At 63.2% G+C, this 20,201-nt stretch carries 20 protein-coding genes and 1 tRNA gene; 9 read left to right on the top strand and 12 right to left on the bottom strand.

Features of this window, described 5'->3' with window-relative positions; all coding sequences use genetic code 11:
• Window positions 1-3: 3 nt before the first annotated feature.
• The 3 genes from OIM99_RS02715 to OIM99_RS02705 all read right to left on the bottom strand — a co-directional run bounded on the left by OIM99_RS02715 (window position 4) and on the right by OIM99_RS02705 (window position 1,372).
• The gene (locus tag OIM99_RS02715; RefSeq protein ID WP_311848774.1) at window positions 4-243 is read right to left on the bottom strand and encodes a hypothetical protein; all 240 of its coding nucleotides are present in this window, start codon (window positions 241-243) and stop codon (window positions 4-6) included.
• Window positions 244-651: 408 nt separating this feature from the next.
• Window positions 652-948 (bottom strand): PRC-barrel domain containing protein, encoded by a 297-nt coding sequence (locus OIM99_RS02710; protein WP_311848773.1) that lies wholly within the window; start codon window positions 946-948, stop codon window positions 652-654.
• Window positions 949-1,298: 350 nt separating this feature from the next.
• Window positions 1,299-1,372: transfer RNA gene (locus OIM99_RS02705), tRNA-Gly, on the bottom strand.
• Between the two features lie 201 nt (window positions 1,373-1,573).
• On the opposite strand from OIM99_RS02705, the gene nikR reads away from it, so the two are divergent.
• From nikR to OIM99_RS02675, 6 genes are all read left to right on the top strand, one after another.
• Entirely contained in the window at window positions 1,574-2,035 is a 462-nt protein-coding gene (gene nikR, locus OIM99_RS02700; protein WP_311848772.1) for a nickel-responsive transcriptional regulator NikR, read from the top strand.
• A complete protein-coding gene (locus OIM99_RS02695) occupies window positions 2,032-2,985 on the top strand; it encodes a LysR family transcriptional regulator (protein ID WP_311850333.1) in 954 nt (317 codons plus the stop codon). The genes nikR and OIM99_RS02695 overlap by 4 nt, the downstream gene beginning before the upstream one ends.
• A gap of 308 nt (window positions 2,986-3,293) precedes the next feature.
• Window positions 3,294-3,659: a Rieske 2Fe-2S domain-containing protein gene (locus tag OIM99_RS02690; protein WP_311848771.1), complete on the top strand. Its 366-nt coding sequence runs from the start codon at window positions 3,294-3,296 to the stop codon at window positions 3,657-3,659.
• Entirely contained in the window at window positions 3,646-4,239 is a 594-nt protein-coding gene (locus tag OIM99_RS02685; protein WP_311848770.1) for a hypothetical protein, read from the top strand. Before OIM99_RS02690 ends, OIM99_RS02685 begins: the two co-directional genes overlap by 14 nt.
• A 51-nt stretch (window positions 4,240-4,290) precedes the next feature.
• Entirely contained in the window at window positions 4,291-5,535 is a 1,245-nt protein-coding gene (locus OIM99_RS02680) for an amidohydrolase family protein (RefSeq protein WP_311848769.1), read from the top strand.
• Window positions 5,536-5,782: 247 nt separating this feature from the next.
• Window positions 5,783-6,883: a 5-methyltetrahydropteroyltriglutamate--homocysteine S-methyltransferase gene (locus OIM99_RS02675; RefSeq protein ID WP_311848768.1), complete on the top strand. Its 1,101-nt coding sequence runs from the start codon at window positions 5,783-5,785 to the stop codon at window positions 6,881-6,883.
• Between the two features lie 129 nt (window positions 6,884-7,012).
• On the opposite strand, the gene OIM99_RS02670 is transcribed toward OIM99_RS02675, so the two are convergent.
• Complete coding sequence (locus OIM99_RS02670) at window positions 7,013-8,023, bottom strand: NAD-dependent epimerase/dehydratase family protein (protein WP_311848767.1); 1,011 nt, start codon at window positions 8,021-8,023, stop codon at window positions 7,013-7,015.
• Window positions 8,024-8,239: 216 nt separating this feature from the next.
• On the opposite strand from OIM99_RS02670, the gene OIM99_RS02665 reads away from it, so the two are divergent.
• The gene (locus OIM99_RS02665) at window positions 8,240-9,142 is read left to right on the top strand and encodes an alpha/beta hydrolase (RefSeq protein WP_311848766.1); all 903 of its coding nucleotides are present in this window, start codon (window positions 8,240-8,242) and stop codon (window positions 9,140-9,142) included.
• A gap of 183 nt (window positions 9,143-9,325) precedes the next feature.
• On the opposite strand, the gene OIM99_RS02660 is transcribed toward OIM99_RS02665, so the two are convergent.
• From OIM99_RS02660 to OIM99_RS02650, 3 genes are all read right to left on the bottom strand, one after another.
• A complete protein-coding gene (locus tag OIM99_RS02660; protein ID WP_311848765.1) occupies window positions 9,326-10,357 on the bottom strand; it encodes a hypothetical protein in 1,032 nt (343 codons plus the stop codon).
• A 378-nt stretch (window positions 10,358-10,735) separates the two neighbouring features.
• Window positions 10,736-11,488: an IclR family transcriptional regulator C-terminal domain-containing protein gene (locus OIM99_RS02655; RefSeq protein ID WP_311850332.1), complete on the bottom strand. Its 753-nt coding sequence runs from the start codon at window positions 11,486-11,488 to the stop codon at window positions 10,736-10,738.
• A 284-nt stretch (window positions 11,489-11,772) separates the two neighbouring features.
• On the bottom strand, window positions 11,773-12,228 hold the full coding sequence (locus tag OIM99_RS02650; protein WP_311848764.1) for a nucleoside deaminase: 456 nt from the start codon (window positions 12,226-12,228) through the stop codon (window positions 11,773-11,775).
• Between the two features lie 54 nt (window positions 12,229-12,282).
• Between OIM99_RS02650 and OIM99_RS02645 the strand changes: the two genes are divergently transcribed.
• Window positions 12,283-14,340 carry a pseudouridine synthase gene (locus OIM99_RS02645; RefSeq protein WP_311848763.1) on the top strand — a complete coding sequence of 686 codons (2,058 nt, stop codon included), beginning with the start codon at window positions 12,283-12,285 and terminating at the stop codon, window positions 14,338-14,340.
• A 6-nt stretch (window positions 14,341-14,346) separates the two neighbouring features.
• Window positions 14,347-14,907, top strand: a complete 561-nt coding sequence (gene rsmD / locus OIM99_RS02640; RefSeq protein WP_311848762.1) for a 16S rRNA (guanine(966)-N(2))-methyltransferase RsmD — start codon at window positions 14,347-14,349, stop codon at window positions 14,905-14,907.
• On the opposite strand, the gene mutL is transcribed toward rsmD, so the two are convergent.
• The 5 genes from mutL to OIM99_RS02615 all read right to left on the bottom strand — a co-directional run bounded on the left by mutL (window position 14,908) and on the right by OIM99_RS02615 (window position 20,191).
• Entirely contained in the window at window positions 14,908-16,743 is a 1,836-nt protein-coding gene (gene mutL, locus OIM99_RS02635) for a DNA mismatch repair endonuclease MutL (RefSeq protein WP_311848761.1), read from the bottom strand.
• 98 nt (window positions 16,744-16,841) lie between these two features.
• Window positions 16,842-17,570 (bottom strand): ABC transporter ATP-binding protein, encoded by a 729-nt coding sequence (locus tag OIM99_RS02630; RefSeq protein WP_311848760.1) that lies wholly within the window; start codon window positions 17,568-17,570, stop codon window positions 16,842-16,844.
• Window positions 17,560-18,321, bottom strand: a complete 762-nt coding sequence (locus OIM99_RS02625; protein WP_311848759.1) for an ATP-binding cassette domain-containing protein — start codon at window positions 18,319-18,321, stop codon at window positions 17,560-17,562. Before OIM99_RS02625 ends, OIM99_RS02630 begins: the two co-directional genes overlap by 11 nt.
• On the bottom strand, window positions 18,318-19,331 hold the full coding sequence (locus OIM99_RS02620) for a branched-chain amino acid ABC transporter permease (RefSeq protein ID WP_311848758.1): 1,014 nt from the start codon (window positions 19,329-19,331) through the stop codon (window positions 18,318-18,320). The genes OIM99_RS02625 and OIM99_RS02620 overlap by 4 nt, the downstream gene beginning before the upstream one ends.
• Entirely contained in the window at window positions 19,328-20,191 is an 864-nt protein-coding gene (locus OIM99_RS02615; RefSeq protein ID WP_311848757.1) for a branched-chain amino acid ABC transporter permease, read from the bottom strand. The genes OIM99_RS02620 and OIM99_RS02615 overlap by 4 nt, the downstream gene beginning before the upstream one ends.
• Window positions 20,192-20,201 lie beyond the last annotated feature (10 nt).

Raw genomic sequence — 20,201 nt, 5'->3', positions numbered from 1 at the left:
TTGTCAAAGCTGCGGACTGTTCAAATCATAGATCGCCGTATCGTGAAGGCCGGGCTGGTATCGACGCACGATCGTGCCGCGCCGCTGCCGATCGACGATCTCGGCCACCAGATTGCCGTTCAGCGCGACACGGGAATGCTCACTGCCCGTTGACGTATGGCGAACGAGCATGGTCACGCCGTCGCATTTTTCCTCCCGCAGATAGCCTTCGCCACTTTCGATCCATTCACTGATGAAAGACATGTCCAATCGCAGCCGGTCTATCTATGTCGCGATCAGGAAGAGAACGGTGCCGGCGAGAAAGAGCGCCCCGGCCAGGGCCGTCAGGGGGATCAGAACGAACGGGTTGATCTGCCCTTGTTTCATAATCGCAATTCGCATTCCGCACCTCAACCGTTTGGGAGCGGCAGAATAGGCGGGTGTTCAGAGGAGAGTCGCGATGCAGGGGCACCCGCGCTCATGATGCAAGTGTATCTGGTAGATTTGTACCTGGTAGATTTGCATCTAGTAGAAATGCCCCGCCGCTTGACCGGCACGCCTTCATGCAGTCAAGCGACGGGGCGGCGAGCCGAGAGCTTTTTGGATGGCCCGCCATCTGCAATGCGAGATGCAGATGAAGACCAATGTTTCAATTCAATCGTTGTTCCGTGCTCAGTCGGTATGTTCGGGCAAGGCTTCCAATTGATCCATGGTCATCTGCGTGATCGCATGGACGTTACCATTCTCATCGCGCATGAAATCGAACTGGCTGGCAAAAAGCGCGACCCGCTTCGAGCCAATGCCCAAAAATCCGCCAACATCGAAAACGACCTGCGCCTGCTCGCCCGATCCGTGCAGATGATCGACGCTGCTGATGACGTCCTCATCCCGCCCATAAATGGTGACGCCTTCAACGACATCAGGCGTGATTTCGGCGAGCGCGAGACGCACATGCTGGCCATGGTCCATGGCTCCCTCCTGTGATGAGGGGTCAACGCATGAACAAAAGAGGCGTTCCAAGTCGAGCTTTTGGCGCGCTCGTAGTCGGCTATTGAAAAACTCTCCGTGTCATTCCCGACGCGCCGAAGGCGCGAGCGGGAATCCAGGGCGCGTGGTAAAACGTTGCGTGATGGCGATGCAACACAGCTCTCGATTTTCGTTCTACCGCTCGCCCCTGGATCCCCGCTCAGCCGCTGCGCGGCTGTCGGGGATGACACCGCGGCTGAGACATTTCACATTTTGAAGGAAGCACGCCGTGGGCGAACGTAGCGACGCCATCCAAAAGGGTGAACGGAGACATTGGTGCTCAAAGGATTGTTTGGAGCGGGCGAAGGGAATCGAACCCTCGTATGAAGCTTGGGAAGCTTCCGTTCTACCATTGAACTACGCCCGCGCGCCGCGACGATAGCCACAGCCGGCCGATTTGCGCAAGATGGCGGCGGGCCGCCAACCCGGAAAATAAGCCAAAACCATGAGCCGCCCGCCGCCCCGGCGCCCGGTGCCCTTTGGCGCCTGGTTCTGCTAGAAGAATCCCGGCCCGGGGAGCGGGCCGAAACCTAGAAATGTGTCGGCCAGCCGCCGCCCGGAGACAAAAATGCAACGCCTCACCATCAGCCTCGACGATGCCATCGCCGCCGCGATCGACACCTTCATGGCCCGGAACGGCTATTCCAACCGCTCCGAGGCCATCCGCGACCTGGTGCGCGATGCCCTGGTGCGCACTGAAGCCGGCAGCGAGACGCCGGAATGCGTCGCCGCCGTCAGCTATGTCTACGACTATGATGGCCGCGATCTGGCGCTGCGCCTCGACAAGGCCCAGCACGATCATCACGACCTCACCATTTCCTCCATGCGCACCAGGCTCGATCACCGCCACTGCATGGAGGTGACCTTGCTCAAGGGGCCGACGGCTGACGTCCGCAAACTGGCCGAAAGCACCATCGCCGAGCGCGGCGTGCGCTTCGGCCAGATCAATATGGTGCCGGTGGTGCCCGGCGGCCATCGTCACAGCCACGGCGACGGCCACAGCCACAGTCATTCCACACCGGCTCTATAGCGGCGAAGAACGATAGGGAGGAAACCATCAATCTTCGCCAGCTCAGCTATTTCATCAAGGTGATCGACGCCGGCACGATGACGGCGGCCGCCGAGGCGTTGCATCTGGCCCAACCGGCGCTCGGCGCGCAAATCCGCCAGCTCGAAACCGAACTCGGCGTCTCCCTCATCTTGCGCCATTCGCGTGGCGTCACCGCGACGCCGGCGGGAAAATTGCTCTATCAGCGGGCGCAGCGCATTTTAGGCGAAGTCGATCAGGCGGCGCGTGATGTGCGTGCGCTCAATGCGCGCAAGCAGGAGCATCTGCGCCTCGGCGTCAATTCCGGCATGGTGGTGATGCTGGGTCCCGACATTCTGATGGATGCGGAAAAGCGTCTGCCCGATGTCGCCATCTCCCTGGTGGAGGAGCGCACGCCCGTCCTGCTCGATGCGCTCGATCACGATCAGGTCGACATCACCTTTCTCTACAATGTCGACGAGCGGCCCGATCTTATCCGCCGCGCCTTGATCGAAGAAGACCTGCTGCTGATCACCGCGCCCGACAAGCAGCCTGTCACCGAGACCGTCTCCTTCGCCGAGGCGCTGCGTTACGATCTCGCCATTGGCGGCGAGCGCGGCATCCTGCGCCACATCGTCGAGACCGAGGCGCGGCGCCTGTCGCTCAACGTGCACGTCGCCTATGAAGTGCATTCGATGCTGACCATGAAGACCATGGTGGCGCGCGGCACCGCCGCCACCATCCTGCCTTACAGCCTTGTTGCCCGGGAGGTCCGCGCCGGCACTTTGGCGGCGCGGCGGATCGACCGGCCGGCGCTGACCTGGACGCTCTATATCGCGCGCCGCCGCAACGGCCGCTGGGCGCTGGATGACGGCCAGGTCGACGCCCATATCGAGCGCTTGGTGGAAGCCATGCTTGAGCTGACCCAGCCCTGGGCGCGCCGGCTGACGTAGCGATCCATCGAAGCCTCGGTGTCATCCCGGACACGCGCAGCGTGATCCGGGACCCAGGGGCGTCCGACTGAGACCCTGCCATTTGCCCCTGGTTCCCGGATCGCCTGCGTCGTCCGGGATGACCCAAAGAGCCGTGATCTCGCCTGCTGGTGCAGCGCAAAAAGGCATGGGCTGGATTTAGACCAAAGAAAAACTTTGGGCTCACAGACATGGATTGTTTTGGACATCGGCGACGGCAGGACGATACTTCACCCTCATAGAAAGCTCGCCACGGCAAAGTTTGGCGGGAAATTTGGGAGAGAAGGACCATGCCTGAGCAGTTCGTCTGCAAATCGTCTGAATTCAAGAACGGCGAGCGCCAGATCATCCGTCTCGGCGAGGACGAAGTCGGCGTGTTCAAGCATGAGGGCGAATATTTTGCCTACAGCAACTACTGCGTTCACCAGGGCGGCCCGGCCTGCGAAGGACTGACCATCGCCAAGGTCGAGGAGCATCTGCGTCCCGATAAAACCTCGATGGGCCTGTCCTTCTCGGAAAAGGACATGAACTTCGTCTGTCCGTGGCATGGCTATGAATATGACATGCGCACCGGTTGCCATGTCGCCGACAAGCGCATTCGCCTGCGCAAATATAAGGTCGTCGAGAAGGCCGGGGATGTCTATGTCGTCGCCTAAAGGCAAAGCCGCCAGCAGAACAGCCAGCAAGACAGCCACCCGGGCCTCCGCCAAGAGTGGTGCCAAATCTGGCGTGAAAGGCAGCGCCACGACGGCGGCGCGTGCGATGGCCAAAAAGCTGATGAGCGCCGAACCGCCGTCCGAAGCCAAGACGGCTTTCGCCAAGGCGATGTTGCAGGGCGTGCAGCCCGGCACCGAAGCCGCCCGCTCCGTCGCGCGCAAGAAGAACGGCTCAGTTCCGCAAGCCCCGCAAGTCGAAGTGTTGCGCAAGATTCCAGCCCCCGTCGAAATTGTCGAGAACGAAGCCTCGGCGCGGGCCGTGGCGCTGGCACAGGAAATCGAAAAGGCGCTGCGCGACGGCGACTTCGAGAAATTCCAGCCGCATGCGCAGCAAGCGCTGATATCGGCCGTCTGCCGGCTCTACAGCGCCAACAACGATATCGGCAATCGCTTCGGCGCCATCGGTCAACCGTCCGCGGTGAATGCCACGGACGTGATGATTCTGTGTGGCGCGCTGTTGAAGGCGGTCGACCTGCAAGTGTTCGAACTGGGGCTTTGGCAGAGCTGGAGCTCCCGCTGAGTTCGCAGTGAATAAGATTTGGGCAAGAATAGCCTGGGAAGGACAACGCTAATGGATCTGATTTCTGATCGCGGCCGTCGCGTATCGGTCGAGGAATTGAACACCAGCAAACTGCTGGCGCATGCCGCCAAACAGGCGCGCGACCGCAAGTTCGAGGATGTGATGATCGTCGATTGCGACGCCCATCACTACGAAAACGAGCATATGTCCGAAATTCTCCCCTTCATGGAGAACGAGGTCTTCAAGCAACTGGCGATGGCGGCGGGCGCCAAGGGCAGCCGCGGTTCGGTGGCGCCGGGCACCTTCGGCTATCAGGACATGGGCGGCCGCGTGACGCGCTATCCGCTGCGCGCCTCGGAAAAAACCGAGAACAACCGCGTCCGCGACGTGCAGCTTGGCGAGCGCTGGATGGACGCCATGGGCGTCGATTATTCCTGCCTGTTTCCGACGGGCATGCTCAACATCGGCCTGCATCCGCAGAAGGAAATGGAATTCGAACTGTGCTGGGCCTATGCGCGCTGGGTCACCGAAAAGGTGATCCCTGAATCTGGCGGGCGTCTTTACACCATGCTCTGCCTGCCCTTCAGCGATCCGGAAGGCTGCCTGCGCATGGTCGAAACCTTCGGCGACCGCAAGGGCGTCGGCGGCTTCATGATCACCACCGTGCGCGAGCGCATGGCCGTCTACGACAACGCCTATATGAAGCTCTATCGCGCCATCGAGGAGCGCGGCCTGGCGCTCTCCTTCCACTCGGGCCCGAACTGGGGCAGCCAGACTTTTCAGAGCTGCAACCGCTTCATCTCTGCCCATGCGCTGGGCTTTAGCTGGTTCAACATCCTTCACTGCACCAATTGGGTGGTGAACGGCATGGGCGAGCGCTTCCCGAAACTGCCGGTGATCTGGATCGAGGCCGGCCTCGCCTGGATTCCCTTCCTGATGCAGAAGCTCGATCACGAATATCTGCTGCGCCCGTCCGAATGCCCGATCTTGAAGAAGAAGCCGTCGGACTATATGCGCGACATGTTCTATTCGTCGCAGCCGATGGAAATTCAGGACATGGGCGCGTTGGAGACGACGTTCCGCATGATCAATGCGGAAACACAATTGCTCTACGCTTCGGATTATCCGCACTGGGATTTCGATCTGCCCTCGACGATCTGGGATCTGCCCTTCGTCAGCGAGAAGGCCAAGCACAACATTCTGGGCGGCACCGCCGCGCGTCTGTTCAAACTGCCGCCGCGCAACGACGGCCAGAAGCAGAACCTGATCAAATTCGGCAATCTGAAAGCCGCTTGATCCTCCAATTGGCCACCGTGTCATTCCCGACGCGCCGAAGGCGCGAGCGGGAATCCAGGGGCGAGCGGTGAAACCTTGCGGGACCATCGCTTGCCGCAGTTTCGACCAACATTTGAGCGCTCGCCCCTGGATCCCCGCTCAGCCGCTGTGCGGCTGTCGGGGATGACACCGAGGTTTCCGCTTTGACCTGATGGCGCGGTTCGGCAAGACTGTCCTCCAATCCTGCGATGTGCCTAGGGAGGACAATATGCAGCGCTCAAAACCGCCATTCCGCGCCGATCACGTCGGCAGCCTGTTGCGTCCCGCGTCCTTGCGGCAGGCCCGCGAAAAGCGCGCCGCCGGCAGCCTCAGCGCTGAGGATTTGCGCAAGGTCGAGGATGCGGAAATCCTTAAGATCATCGCCAAACAGGAAGAGGTCGGCCTGCAGTCGATCACCGATGGCGAATTCCGCCGCAGCTGGTGGCATCTCGATTATCTCGAAGGGCTGAACGGCGTCGAAGGCTATGAGATGACGCAAGGCGTGGCCTTTTCCGGCATGAACACGCGCCCCAAAGGCATCCGCGTCACCGGCAAGGTCGGCTATCTCAGACACCCCATGCTCGATCACTATCGCTTCGTCCAGGATCACACCAAGCGCACGGCGAAAATGTGCATCCCTTCGCCGTCGGCCATCTATGGCCGCACCGGCCGCACGGCGGTGCCGGAGAAAGTCTATCCCTCGCTCGACAATTTCTTCGCCGATCTCGGCGCGGCTTACGCCAAATCGGTGCGCGATTTCGCCGATGCCGGCTGCCGCTATTTGCAGCTCGATGAAGTCTTCATCGCCATGCTCTGCGACGAGAAATATCGTCATGGGCTGAAAGAGCGCGGCGACGATCCCGACTATATCGGCCGCGCCTATGGCGATCTGATCAACGCCGCCATGTCGGATATTCCCGCCGATATGACCGTCACCATGCATCTGTGTCGCGGCAATTATCGCTCCACGTTCATGGGCGAGGGCGGTTACGAGCCGGTGGCCGACATTCTGTTCAATCGCATCAAGGTGCACGGCTATTTCATGGAATATGACAACGATCGTTCCGGCGGTTTCGAACCGTTGAAGATCGTGCCGAAGGATCGCTCCGTGGTATTGGGCCTGGTGACGTCGAAGACCGGCAAACTGGAACCGAAGGACGAGATCAAGCGCCGCATCGATGAAGGGACGAAATACATTCCGCTCGATCAGCTCTGCCTGTCCTCGCAATGCGGTTTCGCCTCGACTGAGGACGGCAACACCCTGAGCGAAGACGAGCAATGGGCCAAGCTGCGCATGATCGTCGATGTCTCGAAAGAGGTGTGGGGTTAAGTTAGCGGAGTACCGTCATTGCGAGCGAAGCGAAGCAATCCAGGGGCTAAGGCAACATTCTACCACGCGCCCTGGATTGCTTCGTCGCTTTGCTCCTCGCAATGACGGTTACACATCCGGCGCTTCCGCCTACCCTTCCGCCCGATAGGCCCGATACCAATCGACGAATGCCGACACGCCCTCGCGCACGCTGGTGTGCGGCCGATAGCCGGTGAGGCGTTCCAGCAGGTCGGCGCTGGCGAAGGTCGCTGGCACGTCGCCCGGCTGCATGTCCATATAGTTACGGATCGCCTTTTTCCCGAGCTTGCGCTCGATCTCCTCGACGAAGTCGAGCAGGTTGACCGGCGCGCCGCGCCCGATATTGACCACGCGATAAGGGGCAGCGGGCGACAACGAGGGATCGTCGGTCAGGTCGGCCGCACCGCCAGCGGGTGGGATGCGGTCGATCAGCAAGGCAACCGCCTTCACCAGATCGCTGACATAGGTGAAGTCGCGCGCCATCTTGCCGTGATTGTAGATGTCGATTGGCCGGTCGTTCTCGATCGCATCGACGAACTTATAGAGCGCCATGTCGGGCCGCCCCCACGGACCGTACACCGTGAAGAAGCGGAAAGCCGTGGTGGGGATGTGCCAAAGATGGGAATAGGAGTGGGTCATCACCTCGCCGGCCTTTTTGCTGGCCGCATAAAGCGTAAGAGGATGATCGGTGCGTTCCTGCTCGACGAACGGCATCACCGTATTGGCGCCATAGACGGAGCTGGTCGAAGCAAAGAGGAAATGTTTCGGCGCCAGCCGGCGTGTCAGTTCCATGACATTGAACGTGCCGACCAGGTTGGTGTTCACATAGGCTCTGGGATGTTCGATGCTGTAGCGCACGCCGGCCTGCGCGGCGAGATGGACGATGACATCCGGATTGGCCGCTTCGGCCGCGGCATTCAGCGCGGCTTCATCTTCCAACATGCCGATATGGGCGCGGAAATTGTTGGTCGTGCCCAGCAGCGCATGCCGCTTTTCCTTCAGCCGCACATCATAATAGGCGGTCATCCCATCATAGCCGTCGACCTGATGGCCGAGGTCGAGGAGATGGCGGGCCAGATGAAAGCCGATGAAGCCGGCGGTTCCGGTGATGAAAACCTTCATGAGCAATCCTGCAGGCGATGGGGAACTCTTATCGACAGGCGATCGTTGACGAAGTTGGCGCGGCACGCAATGGTCACACCGGAGCCGTCATTGCGAGAAGCGCAGCGACGAAGCAATCTAGGGCGCGTGGCAGGTTGTCAAGGCGCACGCCCATGGAGTCTACACCGTGGCTTCTGGATTGCTTCGCCGCGAAGCAATGACGATATGAGGTGATGGATGGACCGCGATCCCGATTTCTTCCCTGGTTTCGCTTCCCATTGGATCGATACGCGCGCCGGTCGCATTTTCGCGCGCAGCGGTGGCGAAGGGCGGCCGCTGGTGCTGCTGCATGGTTTTCCGCAATCGCTCGTCATGTGGCGCGATGTGGCGCCCGTGCTGGCCAAATCCTTCCATGTCGTGGTGATGGATTTACGGGGGTATGGATGGTCGTCGGTGCCGACGAGCCGGGGCGGCGAAGCCTATACCAAGCGCGCCATGGCCGCCGATGTGGTCGAAGTGATGGAAAAGCTCGGTCACGTCCGCTTCCATCTCGCCGGCCATGATCGTGGCGCCCGCGTCGGCTATCGTCTGGCGCTCGATCAGCCGGGCCGGATCGAAAAACTGGCGCTGCTCGACATCCTGCCGACCGTGCAGGTCTGGAAGAACATCAAGGCCGGCGTCACGCCGGCGGCGCATTGGGCCTTTCTGTCGGAGCCCGAGCCGCAGCCGGAAGAGGCCATTCGCGCGCAAGGGCCAGATATCTATTTTGAGAGCCTGCTGACGAAATGGTCGAAGAGCGGATCATTGGCGGCTTTCGGTGCCGAAGCCTTGCAGGCCTATCGCAATGCCTGGGGCGACACGTCCCGCATCCATGCCTTCTGCGAGGACTATCGGGCCGGTGCCGTGCAGGATCTCGCTTTCGATGAAGCCGATCTCGGTGCCGGCCGCACCATCGCCGCGCCGGTGCATGTGCTGTGGGGCGATTTCTATCTCACCGCCAGCGCCGGCTCGCCGCTCGATGTCTGGCACAAAACCTTCGCGCCGAAAGCGACGGGTCAGGCTATCGACAGCGGCCACTTCCTGGCGGAAGAGAATGCAGAAGCGACGGCCCAGGCTTTGGTCGAGTTCTTTCTAAGCTGATCGGCAACCTCGGTGTCATCCCGGACACGCGAAGCGTGATCCGGGAACCAGGGGCAAACAGTAGAATGCTGCGGTTTGCCCAGTCAGCACGTTCCAACGCTGAACGCTTTACCACACGCTCCTGGATCCCGGATCACCTGCTGCGCAGGTGTCGAGGATGACACCGAGGCTCTTCAATACCCCTCAAGGCGTCATCAACTCCCGCGCCCGCGCCACCACGTCGGCCGGCGTCGCATACAGCGTCTCCACGACCTTCTGCACTTTCTCGCCGGACGAGGGATTGATGTCGATCTTCGCCTTCGCGGCATCGCTCAAAAAGTCCGGATCGGCGAGCGTGCGGGCGAAGGCTTCGCGCAGCATGTTCACCTGCGTCTGTGGCGTCCCCGGCGGGGCGATATAGGAGCGCAGGAACACCTGCTGGCTGACGATCAGCTCAAGCGCTTTGCGATCGTCATCCTTGGTGACGAAATTCCACAAGATCGGTACGCCGAGTTGGTTCAACTCCGCATTGGGCTCCAGCGCGATCTGGAGAAGAATGTTGATCTTCTTGTCGCGCAGCCAATCCGGCTTCTGCGATTTGAGGCTGTTCCAGTCGAAGCCGCACAGGCCGTCGACTTCGCCGCGCTCCATGGCGAGCAGAATGTCGGTCGTGCCTTTATAGCCGCTGACGATGCGGAATTTCGCGCCGGCCGTCTTGGCGATCATCGCCGCATAATCGCGCGTCGAACCACCGCCCGCACTGGCGCCGAAAATCGCTTCCTGCGTGCGCGCGCTCGCCATGTCTTTCACCTTAGATGTGTTGAAGGTGATGCACACGCGCGTGCCGCTGTCGGCGCTGGCGAGATAAGCGAATTTCGACGGCACGAAATTGCCTGCGGTCCGGCTGTCGAAGACACGATCGAGCACGGCGCCCGGCATCAGGGCGCCGATGGCGGTGCCGTCCTTGGGCGAGATATTGTAAAGCGTCGCCGCCGCGACGGCGCTGCTGGCGCCGGGCATGTTCTTGGGCAGAACGTTGGGATGGCCCGGAATGAAGCGGGCGAGGTGGCGGCCGATGGTGCGGCTGTAGATGTCATAGCCGCCGCCGACATCGGCGCCGATGATGAAATCGATGGTTTTGCCGGCGTAAAAATCCTGCGCACGAGCGCTGGCGGCGGAAAGCGCCAGCACGGCGCAGGCAAGATGAAAGGCACGTCGGAGTGCGCGTCCTTGCAAGATTGTCCTCCCAGACGATTTGATCGTTATGCGCGATGCTAAACGATTTTCTCAGGAAGGAAACGTGCAGGAAAATGCACAACCTTCCGTGTCATTCCCGATGCGCCCAGATTTTTGACACCAAGGCTCTGGGAAAATGACGGACGTTGAAGAAGAGTCCAGCACCTTGGTGTCATCCCGGACGCGCTGAAAGCGCGATCCGGGACCCAGGGGCAACAGCTTCTATGTTGGCGCAGGGTCTCTCTGCTGGGTGCGATGTATTTGTAAGTTTCTACCACGCGCCCCTGGTTCCCGGATCACGCTGCGCGTGTCCGGGATGACACCAAGGCTGTGGCGTATTTAACTGACTTGATGGCACCAAGGATTCGCAACACCCCGTTAGATCGACAGCGGCGAGGGGTTCGTGCGCATCGCCAGTTCGATCGTCGCCGCCGCGTCCTTGAGCTGCGGCACGATGATGGTTTCGAGCTTGGCGGCCATTTCCGGAAATTGTGTGCTGACGCCAAGCCCGGCGATGATTTCGCCGGCCGCATTGCGGATCGGCACGGCAATGGCGGTGAGGCCGAAAATCTGCTCGCTGGCGGAGAAGGCATGACCCCGCCGGCGGATCTTGGCGATTTCTTCCAGGATAAGGACGGGATCGATGATCGTGTCGGGTGTGTGCCGTGTGAGCTGGATCGTCGTCATGATGGCGCGCAGCTCCTCGTCGCTCTTGCCGGAGAGGAGGACGCGGCCCAACGCCGTCGAGAAAGCCGGCAGGCGGTCGCCCACGCGAATGGCGGCGCGCAGCGGCTGGTGGTTATAGGCGCGCGCCACATAGAGCACGTCCGTCTCGTTCAGCACCGCAAAGCTGCACGGCTCGCCGGTGCGATCGAGCATGGAGGTGAGAACCGGCTGCACCACTTCGTTGAGGCCGAGTGACGACAGATAGGCAAAGCCGAGCGTCAGCACCGAGGGCTTGAGGAAATAGCGCTGGCCATCGGCGGTACCGACATAATCGAGCGCTTCGAGCGTCTTCAGGAAACGCCGCGCGGCGGCGCGCGAAATGTCGGTCCGCTCCGCCACTTCTGTGACAGTCAAAAAGGCACGCCGTTCGCCAAAGGCGCGGATGACCCGCAGCCCGCGGTCCATGCTGGTCACGAAGGATCGCGCCCGGTCCGGGGCGTCTTCCGTTCCTGCCTCTGCTCTTGGCTCTTCCCTTGACTTCTTCAAAACTGCGGCTAACCTGTGTGCGCAAAATAAAAACTATGTGCGCATAGCGCGCAAATGGCCACAAGTCTAGGGAGACTTCCAAGAACGCCCAGGCGTGCCTGCACGCTAAGGTGTCCTAGACCGGAAACGGTCCCGGCGCTTTGGTGAGCAGCACCCTGTGCGGGACGGGCCTGATCCCTGATCGCCCGCCGCTGTTTTGCCCCTCATCGCCGCTGTTTGAAGAAGTCCGTGAGAAGGGATGCGCCCTCGCTCGCGCGGATGCCGCCATAGACCTCCGGCGCGTGGTGGCAGGTGGGCTGGGCGAAGAAACGCGGGCCATTTTCGACCGCGCCGCCCTTTTCGTCGCTTGCCGCGAAATAAAGCCGACGAATCCGGGCAAAGGAGATCGCGCCGGCGCACATGGCGCAGGGCTCCAGCGTGACATAGAGGTCGCAGTCCAAAAGCCGTTCCGAGCCGATGGCGGCGGCTGCTGCCCGAATGGCCAGGATTTCCGCATGGGCCGTCGGGTCGCGGTCATCAAGGGTGCGGTTGCCGGCCACCGCCAGCACGGCTCCCTGGCGCATGATCACGGCCCCCACGGGCACCTCTCCCCGCTCGGCCGCCGCCTGGGCCGCCGCCAGCGCTATCCCCATCGGATCGATCCGTTCACCTGCAGACATTCTGTTCCTTCCGCATCGGCGCTCTGCTACAGGTCCACCAAACGCGAGACATCCATGACAAGAGACACTGACCACGAAGGGCGCGGGCGCCGCAAGCCCGGCGCCCCGCGACCCGGCGCCCCCAAGGCGCGCGGCGCCAGATTTGATTCGCAGAAGCCGGGCTTCGGTTCGGGCAAATCTGGTTTGGGCAAATCAGGTTCCGGCAAGCCCAGTTTCAAACGGCCGCGCGTCAATGCGGCTGCCGCCGAATCCGCCCATGACGGCGAACGGATCGCCAAGGTGATGGCCCGCGCCGGCCTCTGCTCGCGCCGCGATGCCGAATTGTGGGTCGCCGAGGGGCGCGTCGCCGTGAACGGCACGGTGCTCGACAGCCCGGCCCGCAACGTCACCGAAAAGGATAAGATCACGGTCGATGGCAAGCCATTGGCCCAGCGTGAACGCACGCGTCTGTTCCTGTTCAACAAGCCGCGCGGTCTCGTCACCACCGACAAGGATCCCGAAGGCCGGCCGACCATTTTCGAAGCCTTGCCGCCGGAATTGCCGCGCGTCGTCAGCATCGGCCGTCTCGACATCAACACCGAAGGGCTGCTGCTGCTCACCAACGACGGTGGCTTGGCGCGTGTGCTCGAACTGCCGGCGACCGGCTGGCTGCGCCGCTATCGCGTGCGCGCTTTTGGCGAGACCGATCAGTCGATCCTCGATCGCCTGAGCGAGGGCGTCACCATCGATGGCGTCGATTATCGCGGCATCGAAGCGCATATCGATCGCATGCAGGGTGACAACGTCTGGCTCACCATGGGCCTGCGCGAAGGCAAGAACCGCGAAATCAAACGCGTGCTCGAACATCTCGGCCTGCAGGTCAACCGGCTCATCCGCATTTCTTATGGCCCCTTCCAGCTCGGCGAACTGGGCGAAGGCGCGATCGAGGAAATCCGCACCCGCGTGCTGAAGGATCAGCTCGGCGAAAAGCTCGCCGAGGACGCGGGCGCCGATTTCGAAGCGCCGATCTTTTCGCCCGATGCCGATCGCACGCGTGAGCGCCGCGGCCGTTTCGTCGAAGAAGAACCAGGCCCCGTCGAGCCGCATTCGCCCGATCGCAAGCGCAAGCATGTCTCCACTCTGCGTGACGAACGCGGCACGCAGAATGCCAAGGGCGCGCGCAAGCGCGTCACGCGCGACAGCACGCAGGATCGTCATGGCCGCGCCGTGACCGTGGAACGTGTCACGCCGGCCGAGCGGCCGAAGCGCGGCAAGGGTGCGTCCACGGGCGCGTCCTCGCGCAATGCCCGGCGCTTCGCCGAAGCCGCCGGGGGCGAGCGGCCGATGCGCAAGCCCGGCGCGCGTCCAGGTTCCGATGCGCCCGCGCCCTATGTCGCCGGTCGCGGACAAGGCCGCAGCGATGTGGCCAGAGGCGACCGCAACACGGAGGGCGGTGAACGGCCGCAGCGCCGTTTCGAGCGCGGCGGTGATCGGCCCGCACGTGGCTCTGTTGGCGCTGGCGACCGTCCGCGTTTCGAGAAGCGCGATGGACCGCGCGGCGAACGTCCGGCGCGTGGCGAAGGGCCGTCGCGGTTTTCGCGTGATGGCGATCGTCCTCGTTTCGACAGGCCGGACGGCACGCTGCCGTCGCGTGCGCCGCGCACCGAAGGTCGTCCACGTTTCTCCCGCGATGGAGACGCGCCGCGTGAAGGCCGCTCGTTCCGTGGCGCTCCGTCTGGCGATCGTCCCCGCTTTGAGAAACGTGATGGCCCGCGTCGTGAGCCACGGGGCGAAGGCCGTTCGCGCATTTTCCGCGAGGGCGAGCCGCCCGTGCCTTTCCGTCCCGCGCCGAGCGAGCGTCCGCGTTTCGAGAAACGCGATGGTCCGCGTGGCGAGCGTCCCGCCCGTGGCGAAGGTCCGTCGCGGTTTTCCCGCGACGGCGATCGTCCGCGCTCTGGCGGTCGGCCGGCTGGCAAGTTTGGCGACAAGCCAAGTGGTAAGCCAAGCGGCGGTGGTCGTCCAAGCGGCGGTCGCCCCGGTGGCGGCAGACCTGGCGGCAAGCCTGGTGGCGGTAAACCCGGTGGTCGTCCTTCGGGCAAGCCTGGCGGTCGTCCGTCGCGTGGCGACCGCTAACCGGCGATGCGGATCGTCGGGGGCAGTCTGCGCGGCCGCGCGCTGAAAGCGCCGTCGTCGCAGACGGTGCGGCCGACGTCCGACCGGCTGCGCGAGGCGGTGTTCAACGTGCTCGCCCATGCCCATGGCGATCCAGCTGAGAACGCGCGCGTCATCGATCTCTTCGCCGGCACCGGCGCGCTCGGGCTTGAAGCTCTGTCGCGCGGCGCGCGCTTCGCTCTGTTCGTCGACGACAGCGTCGAGGGCCGCGCTCTGGTGCGCGCCAATGTGGAAAGCCTGGCGCTCACCGGCGTCAGCAAAATCTTCCGCCGCGATGCCACGCGCCTCGGCGCCATGCCGCCGCAGGATCCGTTCACCCTGGCCTTCCTCGATCCGCCCTATGGCCGCGGTCTCGCACCTTTGGCGCTCGCCTCTTTGCGCGATGGCGGCTGGCTGGCGCCGGAGGCCTTGCTGGTGGTCGAGGAAAGCGCCAAGGCCGATCTGCCAGCGCTGGACGGTTTCACCTTGCTCGATCGCCGCGACTACGGCGACACGCAAGTCGTCTTCCTGCGGTTCGCAAAGGTCTGACTACTTCCGGCCGAACAGCCGCTCCACATCCGAAAGCTTCAATTCCACATAGGTCGGCCGGCCGTGATTGCATTGGCCGGAACCGGGCGTCGCTTCCATCTCGCGCAGCAGCGCGTTCATCTCTTCGCCGTTGAGCCGGCGGCCGGCCCGCACCGAATGATGGCAGGCCATCGTCGCCAGCACGTGATCGAGCTTGCGCTCGAGCGACGTCGCGGCGCCATCCTCCGCCAGAGTGTCGGCGATGTCGCGCACCAGCCGCACCATGTCGCCATCCTTCAAGAGCGACGGGGTTTCGCTGACCGCGACCGCGCCCGGGCCGAACGGCTCGACGACGAGACCAAGGCTCGCCAGTGTCTCCGCGTGATCGACGAGGCGTTGCACCTCGGCCGGGTCGAGTTCGACGATCGCCGGGATCAGCAGCATCTGCCGGCTGATGCCGCTGGCTTCGCGCTGGCGCTTCAGTTTTTCATAGACGAGGCGTTCATGCGCCGCGTGCTGATCGACGATGACGATGCCGTCGCGCGTCTGTGCGACGATATAGGTGTCATGCACCTGCGCGCGCGCCGCGCCGAGCGGCGCATCGACGGCAGCCGGTGCCATCGGCGCTTCATGCGCGCGCATATCGGCGGCCGGCGCCTGGTCATGCGCGAAGGCGGCTTGCGCAGGTTCATGGAAGGCAGGCTCTTGGAGGGCAGATTCTTGGAAAGCCGGCGCCGCCGGTGATGTCGTCCAGTCCCAAGACCGCTGCGGCATCGGCCGCCCATAAGGCGCCGGTCCGCCGAAACTGCGCCGCGCGAAAGCGGTGATCGTGCGCTCGCCGCCGGTCGTCGTTGCCCGCTGCATGGCATTGGCCAAGGTCTGTTTCAGCGCGCCGACGATCAGGCCGCGCACGAGACCCGGATCGCGAAAGCGCACTTCGGCCTTCGCCGGATGGACGTTGACATCGACATCGCGCGGCTCGCAATCGAGATAGAGCACCAGTGCCGGATGCCGGTCGGACGGCAGATAATCCATATAGGCGGCGCGCACCGCGCCATGCAGCAGCTTGTCGCGCACCGGGCGGCCGTTGACGTAGAGATATTGGCTCTGCGCATTGGCGCGATGGAAAGTCGGCAGGCCGGCATAGCCGGTCAGGCGCAAGCCCTCGCGTTCCGCATCGACACCCAGAGCATTGTCGCGGAATTCCTTGCCCAGCACCTGCGCCAGCCGCGCCAGCAGGCCTTCGCCGCCCTCCGCGCAGGCGACGTGATCGAAGCCGGTGAGATTGTCGCCGTTGAGCGCGAAACGTACTTGCGGATGCGCCATGGCCAGCCGGCGCAGCACATCGGCGACGGCCTGCGCCTCAGCGCGTTCGCTCTTCAGGAATTTGAGCCGCGCCGGCGTCGCCGCGAACAGGTCGCGCACCTCGACCTTGGTGCCCAGCGGATGCGCCGAGGGCATCACCTCGCTCTTGCGGCCCTGGTCGACGCGGATGGCGTGGCCCTGATTGCTGCCCTTGGCGCGGGTGGCGATATCCAGCAAGGCGACCGAGCCGATCGACGGCAGCGCTTCGCCGCGAAAGCCCAGAGTGGCGATGTTGGAGAGATCGCTGTCGGGCAGTTTCGACGTGGCGTGACGCTCGACGCACAGCGCGAGGTCTTCCGGGCTCATGCCCAAGCCATCGTCGACGACGCGGATCAGCTTGCGCCCGCCCGCTTCGATCGTCACCTCGATCCGCCGCGCCTCCGCATCGAGCGCATTCTCGACCAGTTCCTTCACGGCGGACGCCGGCCGTTCGACCACCTCGCCGGCGGCGATGCGGTCAACCAGAATGGGATCGAGGCGGCGGACGGTCATGGGGGCACTCGGAGGATTCGGACCGTATTCTAGCCCGGCAGGCCGCCCATCTGAACCCGAATACGGCTGAAATTGCGGCCATCCACCAGCAGGAACGCCTATTCCGCCACCCCGATCAGCCGGTCGAGCAGGGCGTGGTCGGCCAGCAGCTCGGCGCTGGCCGAGGTATGGACGATGGCGCCGTGGTCGATGACCAGGCAACGGTCGGAATGGGCGAGCGCGATATCGTGTTTCTGCTCCACCATGATGATGCTCATGGCGCTTTCTCGGCGCATTTTGTGGATGGCGGCGATCATTTCCTGGACGATGAGCGGCGCCAGGCCCTCCACCGGTTCGTCGAGTAGCAGCAGAGAGGGATTGGTGGCGAGCGCCCGGGCAATCACCAGCATCTGCTGCTCGCCACCCGAGAGCTGCCGCGCATAGTGGCTGCGCCGCTCGGCGAGGCGTGGAAAGAGATCGTAGAGCGCTGGCCTCGTCCACGGGCCGCCGCGATAGACGACATCGAGATTTTCCGCGACGCTCAGCGTCGGAAACACTTCACGCTCCTGCGGCACCCAGCCGATGCCGAGCCGGTTGCGCCGGAAGGGCGAGAGCTTTTCGATGCGGGTGCCGGCAAAGGTGATCTCGCCGCCCTGCCAGGTCGTCAGCCCGCACAGGGTCTCGATCAGCGTGGTCTTGCCGACGCCGTTGCGGCCGATGACGACGAGCATTTCGCCAGACGCGACATCGAAACTGACATCGTGCAGCACCTGCGCCGGGCCATAGCCGGCGGCGAGGTTGCGGACGCTGAGCACGGGGGCAAGGTCAATTATTGTCTCAATTCCCAAGATAGACCTCCCGCACGCGCGGGCTCTTGCGCACATTCTCCGGCGTATCGCTCAGCACCAGCGCCCCGGCGGCGAAGACCGACACCACATCCGCATAGCTGAATACCAGGTTCATATCGTGTTCGATGAACAGGATGGTCGTCTCCTGGGGCAAATGGGCGAGACGCGCGAACACTTCATGGCCCTGCTGCGTCGACAGCCCGGCCGCCGGTTCGTCGAGCAGCAGCAGTTTTGGGCGTAGCGCCAGCGCGAGCACGATTTCAAGCAGGCGTTGCTTGCCATAGGGCAAGGCCTCGGTCAGCGCATAGGCGTCGCGATCGAGGCCGAACTGATGCAGCAGCTCCATCGCTTCGCCGATGAGCGACTTCTCGGCGGCGACGTGGCGCAGCGACAGATGCGCTTTGCCTTCGCGCTCGAGCAACGCCAGCACCACGGATTCGAGCGGATTGAGCGCGCGAAACAATGAATTGATCTGGAAGGTGCGCACCATGCCGGCCTTGACGCGTTCCTGCGGCGACAGGCGCGTCACGTCGCGGCCCTCGAACATCACCGCGCCGGACTTCGGCTTCAACAAGCCGGTGACCAGGCTGACGAACGTGGTCTTGCCGGCGCCATTGGGGCCGATGATGGCGTGGCGTTCGCCACGCCGCAGCGAAAAATTCATACGCTCGAAGATGACGAGGCCGCCGAAGGCCATGTGCATGTCTCGCGTTTCCAGCACGAGATCGGCAGATGCGGGCATCTGCGTCATGGCGCGCCTCGTCGGCCGCGCCAGCGGGTGTAAAAATCCTCGATCGTCGGCAGGATGCCCTTGCGGAAGAAGGAGACGACGAGGACGAGCAGAAGGCCGATCCAGAAATACCAATAGACCGGGCTGATCGCCGCCAGCCAATCGCGCAGGAACAGGAAGATCAGCGCGCCGATGAAGCCGCCATAGAGCCGGCCGGCACCGCCGATGATGAGGATGACGAGCACGTCGGCGGAGCGCTGGAACGACAGCGAGGAGGGCGCGACGAATTGCGTCGTCTGGGTGAGGAGCGCGCCGGCGGCACCGGCCAAAGCGGCGGCGAGCGCGAAGGCGCGGGACACATCGCCTTCCACCGGCGCGCCGAGCATGATCATGCGCCGCGAGTTCTCCCGCGCGCCGGTCAGTGCCAAGCCAAACGGCGACTTGATGATCGCCCGCGTCGCCACGAAGAGCACGAAGGTGACGATCAAGGCGTACCAGAAGGCGGTGCGGCCGAAGATGTCGAAGCGGAACAGGCCCAGCACCGGATCGATGACGATGCCCTGCAGACCGTCGTCGCCGCCGGTGATCTCGGTCGAGCGATGCACCAGATCGTAGAGAATGAGATTGAGCCCGAGCGTCACCATCAACAGCGCGACGCCGGCCACCCGTTGCACCAGCTTGCCGGTGAGCCAGCCGACACCGGCCGCGACCAGCATGGCCAGCACCAGGGCGCTGATCGGCTCGGTCCAGCCGAACTTACCGCAATAGCCCGCCACATAGGCGCCGATGCCGAAAAAGGCCGCGTGGCCAAGCGAGGGAATGCCGCGATAGCCAAGCAGCACGTCGAGCGACATGGCGAACAGGCCCCAGATGAAAATCTGGCTCATCAGCACCAGATCCGCATGGGGCCAGAAATACAGGCCGGCGAGCGCCAGCCAGAAGAGGATTTCAAAAATGTTCCAGCGCGACAGGCTGGCGAAATAGCCGGTGCCGGAAGCGGCGCGTTGCTCGGGGCTGTCGAAAGCGCTCATGCTTTGCGCCCCATCAGGCCTTGCGGGCGCCACAGCATGCACAGCACCGTCAGCACATAGATGACGAAGCCGCCAAACTGCGGGAAGTAATATTTGCCCATCACATCGGCGACGCCGAGCGCGATGCCGGCGATCAAAGTGCCGCTGATCGTGCCCATGCCGCCGACCGAGACGATGATCAAGAGATAGACGAGATAGCGCAGCGGAAAGTTCGGATCGAGACCGAGGAGATTGGCCGACAGCGCGCCGCCAAGCCCGGCGAGCCCGCCACCGACGGCGAAGGTAAGCGCGAAGATCAGGCCGGTGTTCAAACCGCAAGCCCCGGCCACCCGGCGATTGTCGACGCAGGCGCGCACCATGGCGCCAAAGCGCGTGCGCTCCAGTCCCAGGATCAAGGCCAGCGCCATGGCCAGACCGATGGCGATCAGGAAGATGCGATAGGTTTCAAGGGTCAAGCCGAAAATCTCGCGTTGGCCGATGAGCCACGGCGGCATGTCGATGCGCTGATAGGTGCCGCCCCAGAAATAGGTGGCGGTGGCGATCGACATGAACACCAGGCCGATGGTCAACAGCACCTGCGTCAGGTCGTCGGTGTTGTAGAAGTGCCGGAACACCAGCCGTTCCATGATGACCGAGAGAAGGCCGATGGCGATGAAGACCAGCGGCAAGGTCAAAAGGAACGGAATGCCGAACCACTGCATGGCCATGATCATCACATAGCCGCCGAACATCGAAAAGCTGGCCTGCGCCAGATTGACGAAGTTCATCATGCCGAGCGTGACCGAGAGCCCGACCGACATGATGAACAGCAGGAAGCCATAGGCGATGCCGTTGAAGAGCACCGTCAGAACAGCCGTCATGAGAGGGGCT

Origin of the sequence: Methylocella sp. CPCC 101449 (assembly GCF_031921685.1) — a bacterium.
Classification (GTDB): Bacteria; Pseudomonadota; Alphaproteobacteria; order Rhizobiales; family Beijerinckiaceae; genus Terripilifer.
This window is presented reverse-complemented; position numbering and strand designations above follow the sequence as displayed.

What these genes read in the sequence shown, in the direction of transcription:
- OIM99_RS02715 (WP_311848774.1), bottom strand. Translation starts at nt 243, where the DNA reads ATGTCTTTCATCAGTGAATGGATCGAAAGTGGCGAAGGCTATCTGCGG.
- OIM99_RS02710 (WP_311848773.1), bottom strand. Translation starts at nt 948, where the DNA reads ATGGACCATGGCCAGCATGTGCGTCTCGCGCTCGCCGAAATCACGCCT.
- nikR (WP_311848772.1), top strand. Translation starts at nt 1,574, where the DNA reads ATGCAACGCCTCACCATCAGCCTCGACGATGCCATCGCCGCCGCGATC.
- OIM99_RS02690 (WP_311848771.1), top strand. Translation starts at nt 3,294, where the DNA reads ATGCCTGAGCAGTTCGTCTGCAAATCGTCTGAATTCAAGAACGGCGAG.
- OIM99_RS02685 (WP_311848770.1), top strand. Translation starts at nt 3,646, where the DNA reads ATGTCGTCGCCTAAAGGCAAAGCCGCCAGCAGAACAGCCAGCAAGACA.
- OIM99_RS02680 (WP_311848769.1), top strand. Translation starts at nt 4,291, where the DNA reads ATGGATCTGATTTCTGATCGCGGCCGTCGCGTATCGGTCGAGGAATTG.
- OIM99_RS02675 (WP_311848768.1), top strand. Translation starts at nt 5,783, where the DNA reads ATGCAGCGCTCAAAACCGCCATTCCGCGCCGATCACGTCGGCAGCCTG.
- OIM99_RS02670 (WP_311848767.1), bottom strand. Translation starts at nt 8,023, where the DNA reads ATGAAGGTTTTCATCACCGGAACCGCCGGCTTCATCGGCTTTCATCTG.
- OIM99_RS02665 (WP_311848766.1), top strand. Translation starts at nt 8,240, where the DNA reads ATGGACCGCGATCCCGATTTCTTCCCTGGTTTCGCTTCCCATTGGATC.
- OIM99_RS02655 (WP_311850332.1), bottom strand. Translation starts at nt 11,488, where the DNA reads ATGGACCGCGGGCTGCGGGTCATCCGCGCCTTTGGCGAACGGCGTGCC.
- OIM99_RS02650 (WP_311848764.1), bottom strand. Translation starts at nt 12,228, where the DNA reads ATGTCTGCAGGTGAACGGATCGATCCGATGGGGATAGCGCTGGCGGCG.
- OIM99_RS02645 (WP_311848763.1), top strand. Translation starts at nt 12,283, where the DNA reads ATGACAAGAGACACTGACCACGAAGGGCGCGGGCGCCGCAAGCCCGGC.
- rsmD (WP_311848762.1), top strand. Translation starts at nt 14,347, where the DNA reads ATGCGGATCGTCGGGGGCAGTCTGCGCGGCCGCGCGCTGAAAGCGCCG.
- mutL (WP_311848761.1), bottom strand. Translation starts at nt 16,743, where the DNA reads ATGACCGTCCGCCGCCTCGATCCCATTCTGGTTGACCGCATCGCCGCC.
- OIM99_RS02625 (WP_311848759.1), bottom strand. Translation starts at nt 18,321, where the DNA reads ATGACGCAGATGCCCGCATCTGCCGATCTCGTGCTGGAAACGCGAGAC.
- OIM99_RS02620 (WP_311848758.1), bottom strand. Translation starts at nt 19,331, where the DNA reads ATGAGCGCTTTCGACAGCCCCGAGCAACGCGCCGCTTCCGGCACCGGC.
- OIM99_RS02615 (WP_311848757.1), bottom strand. Translation starts at nt 20,191, where the DNA reads ATGACGGCTGTTCTGACGGTGCTCTTCAACGGCATCGCCTATGGCTTC.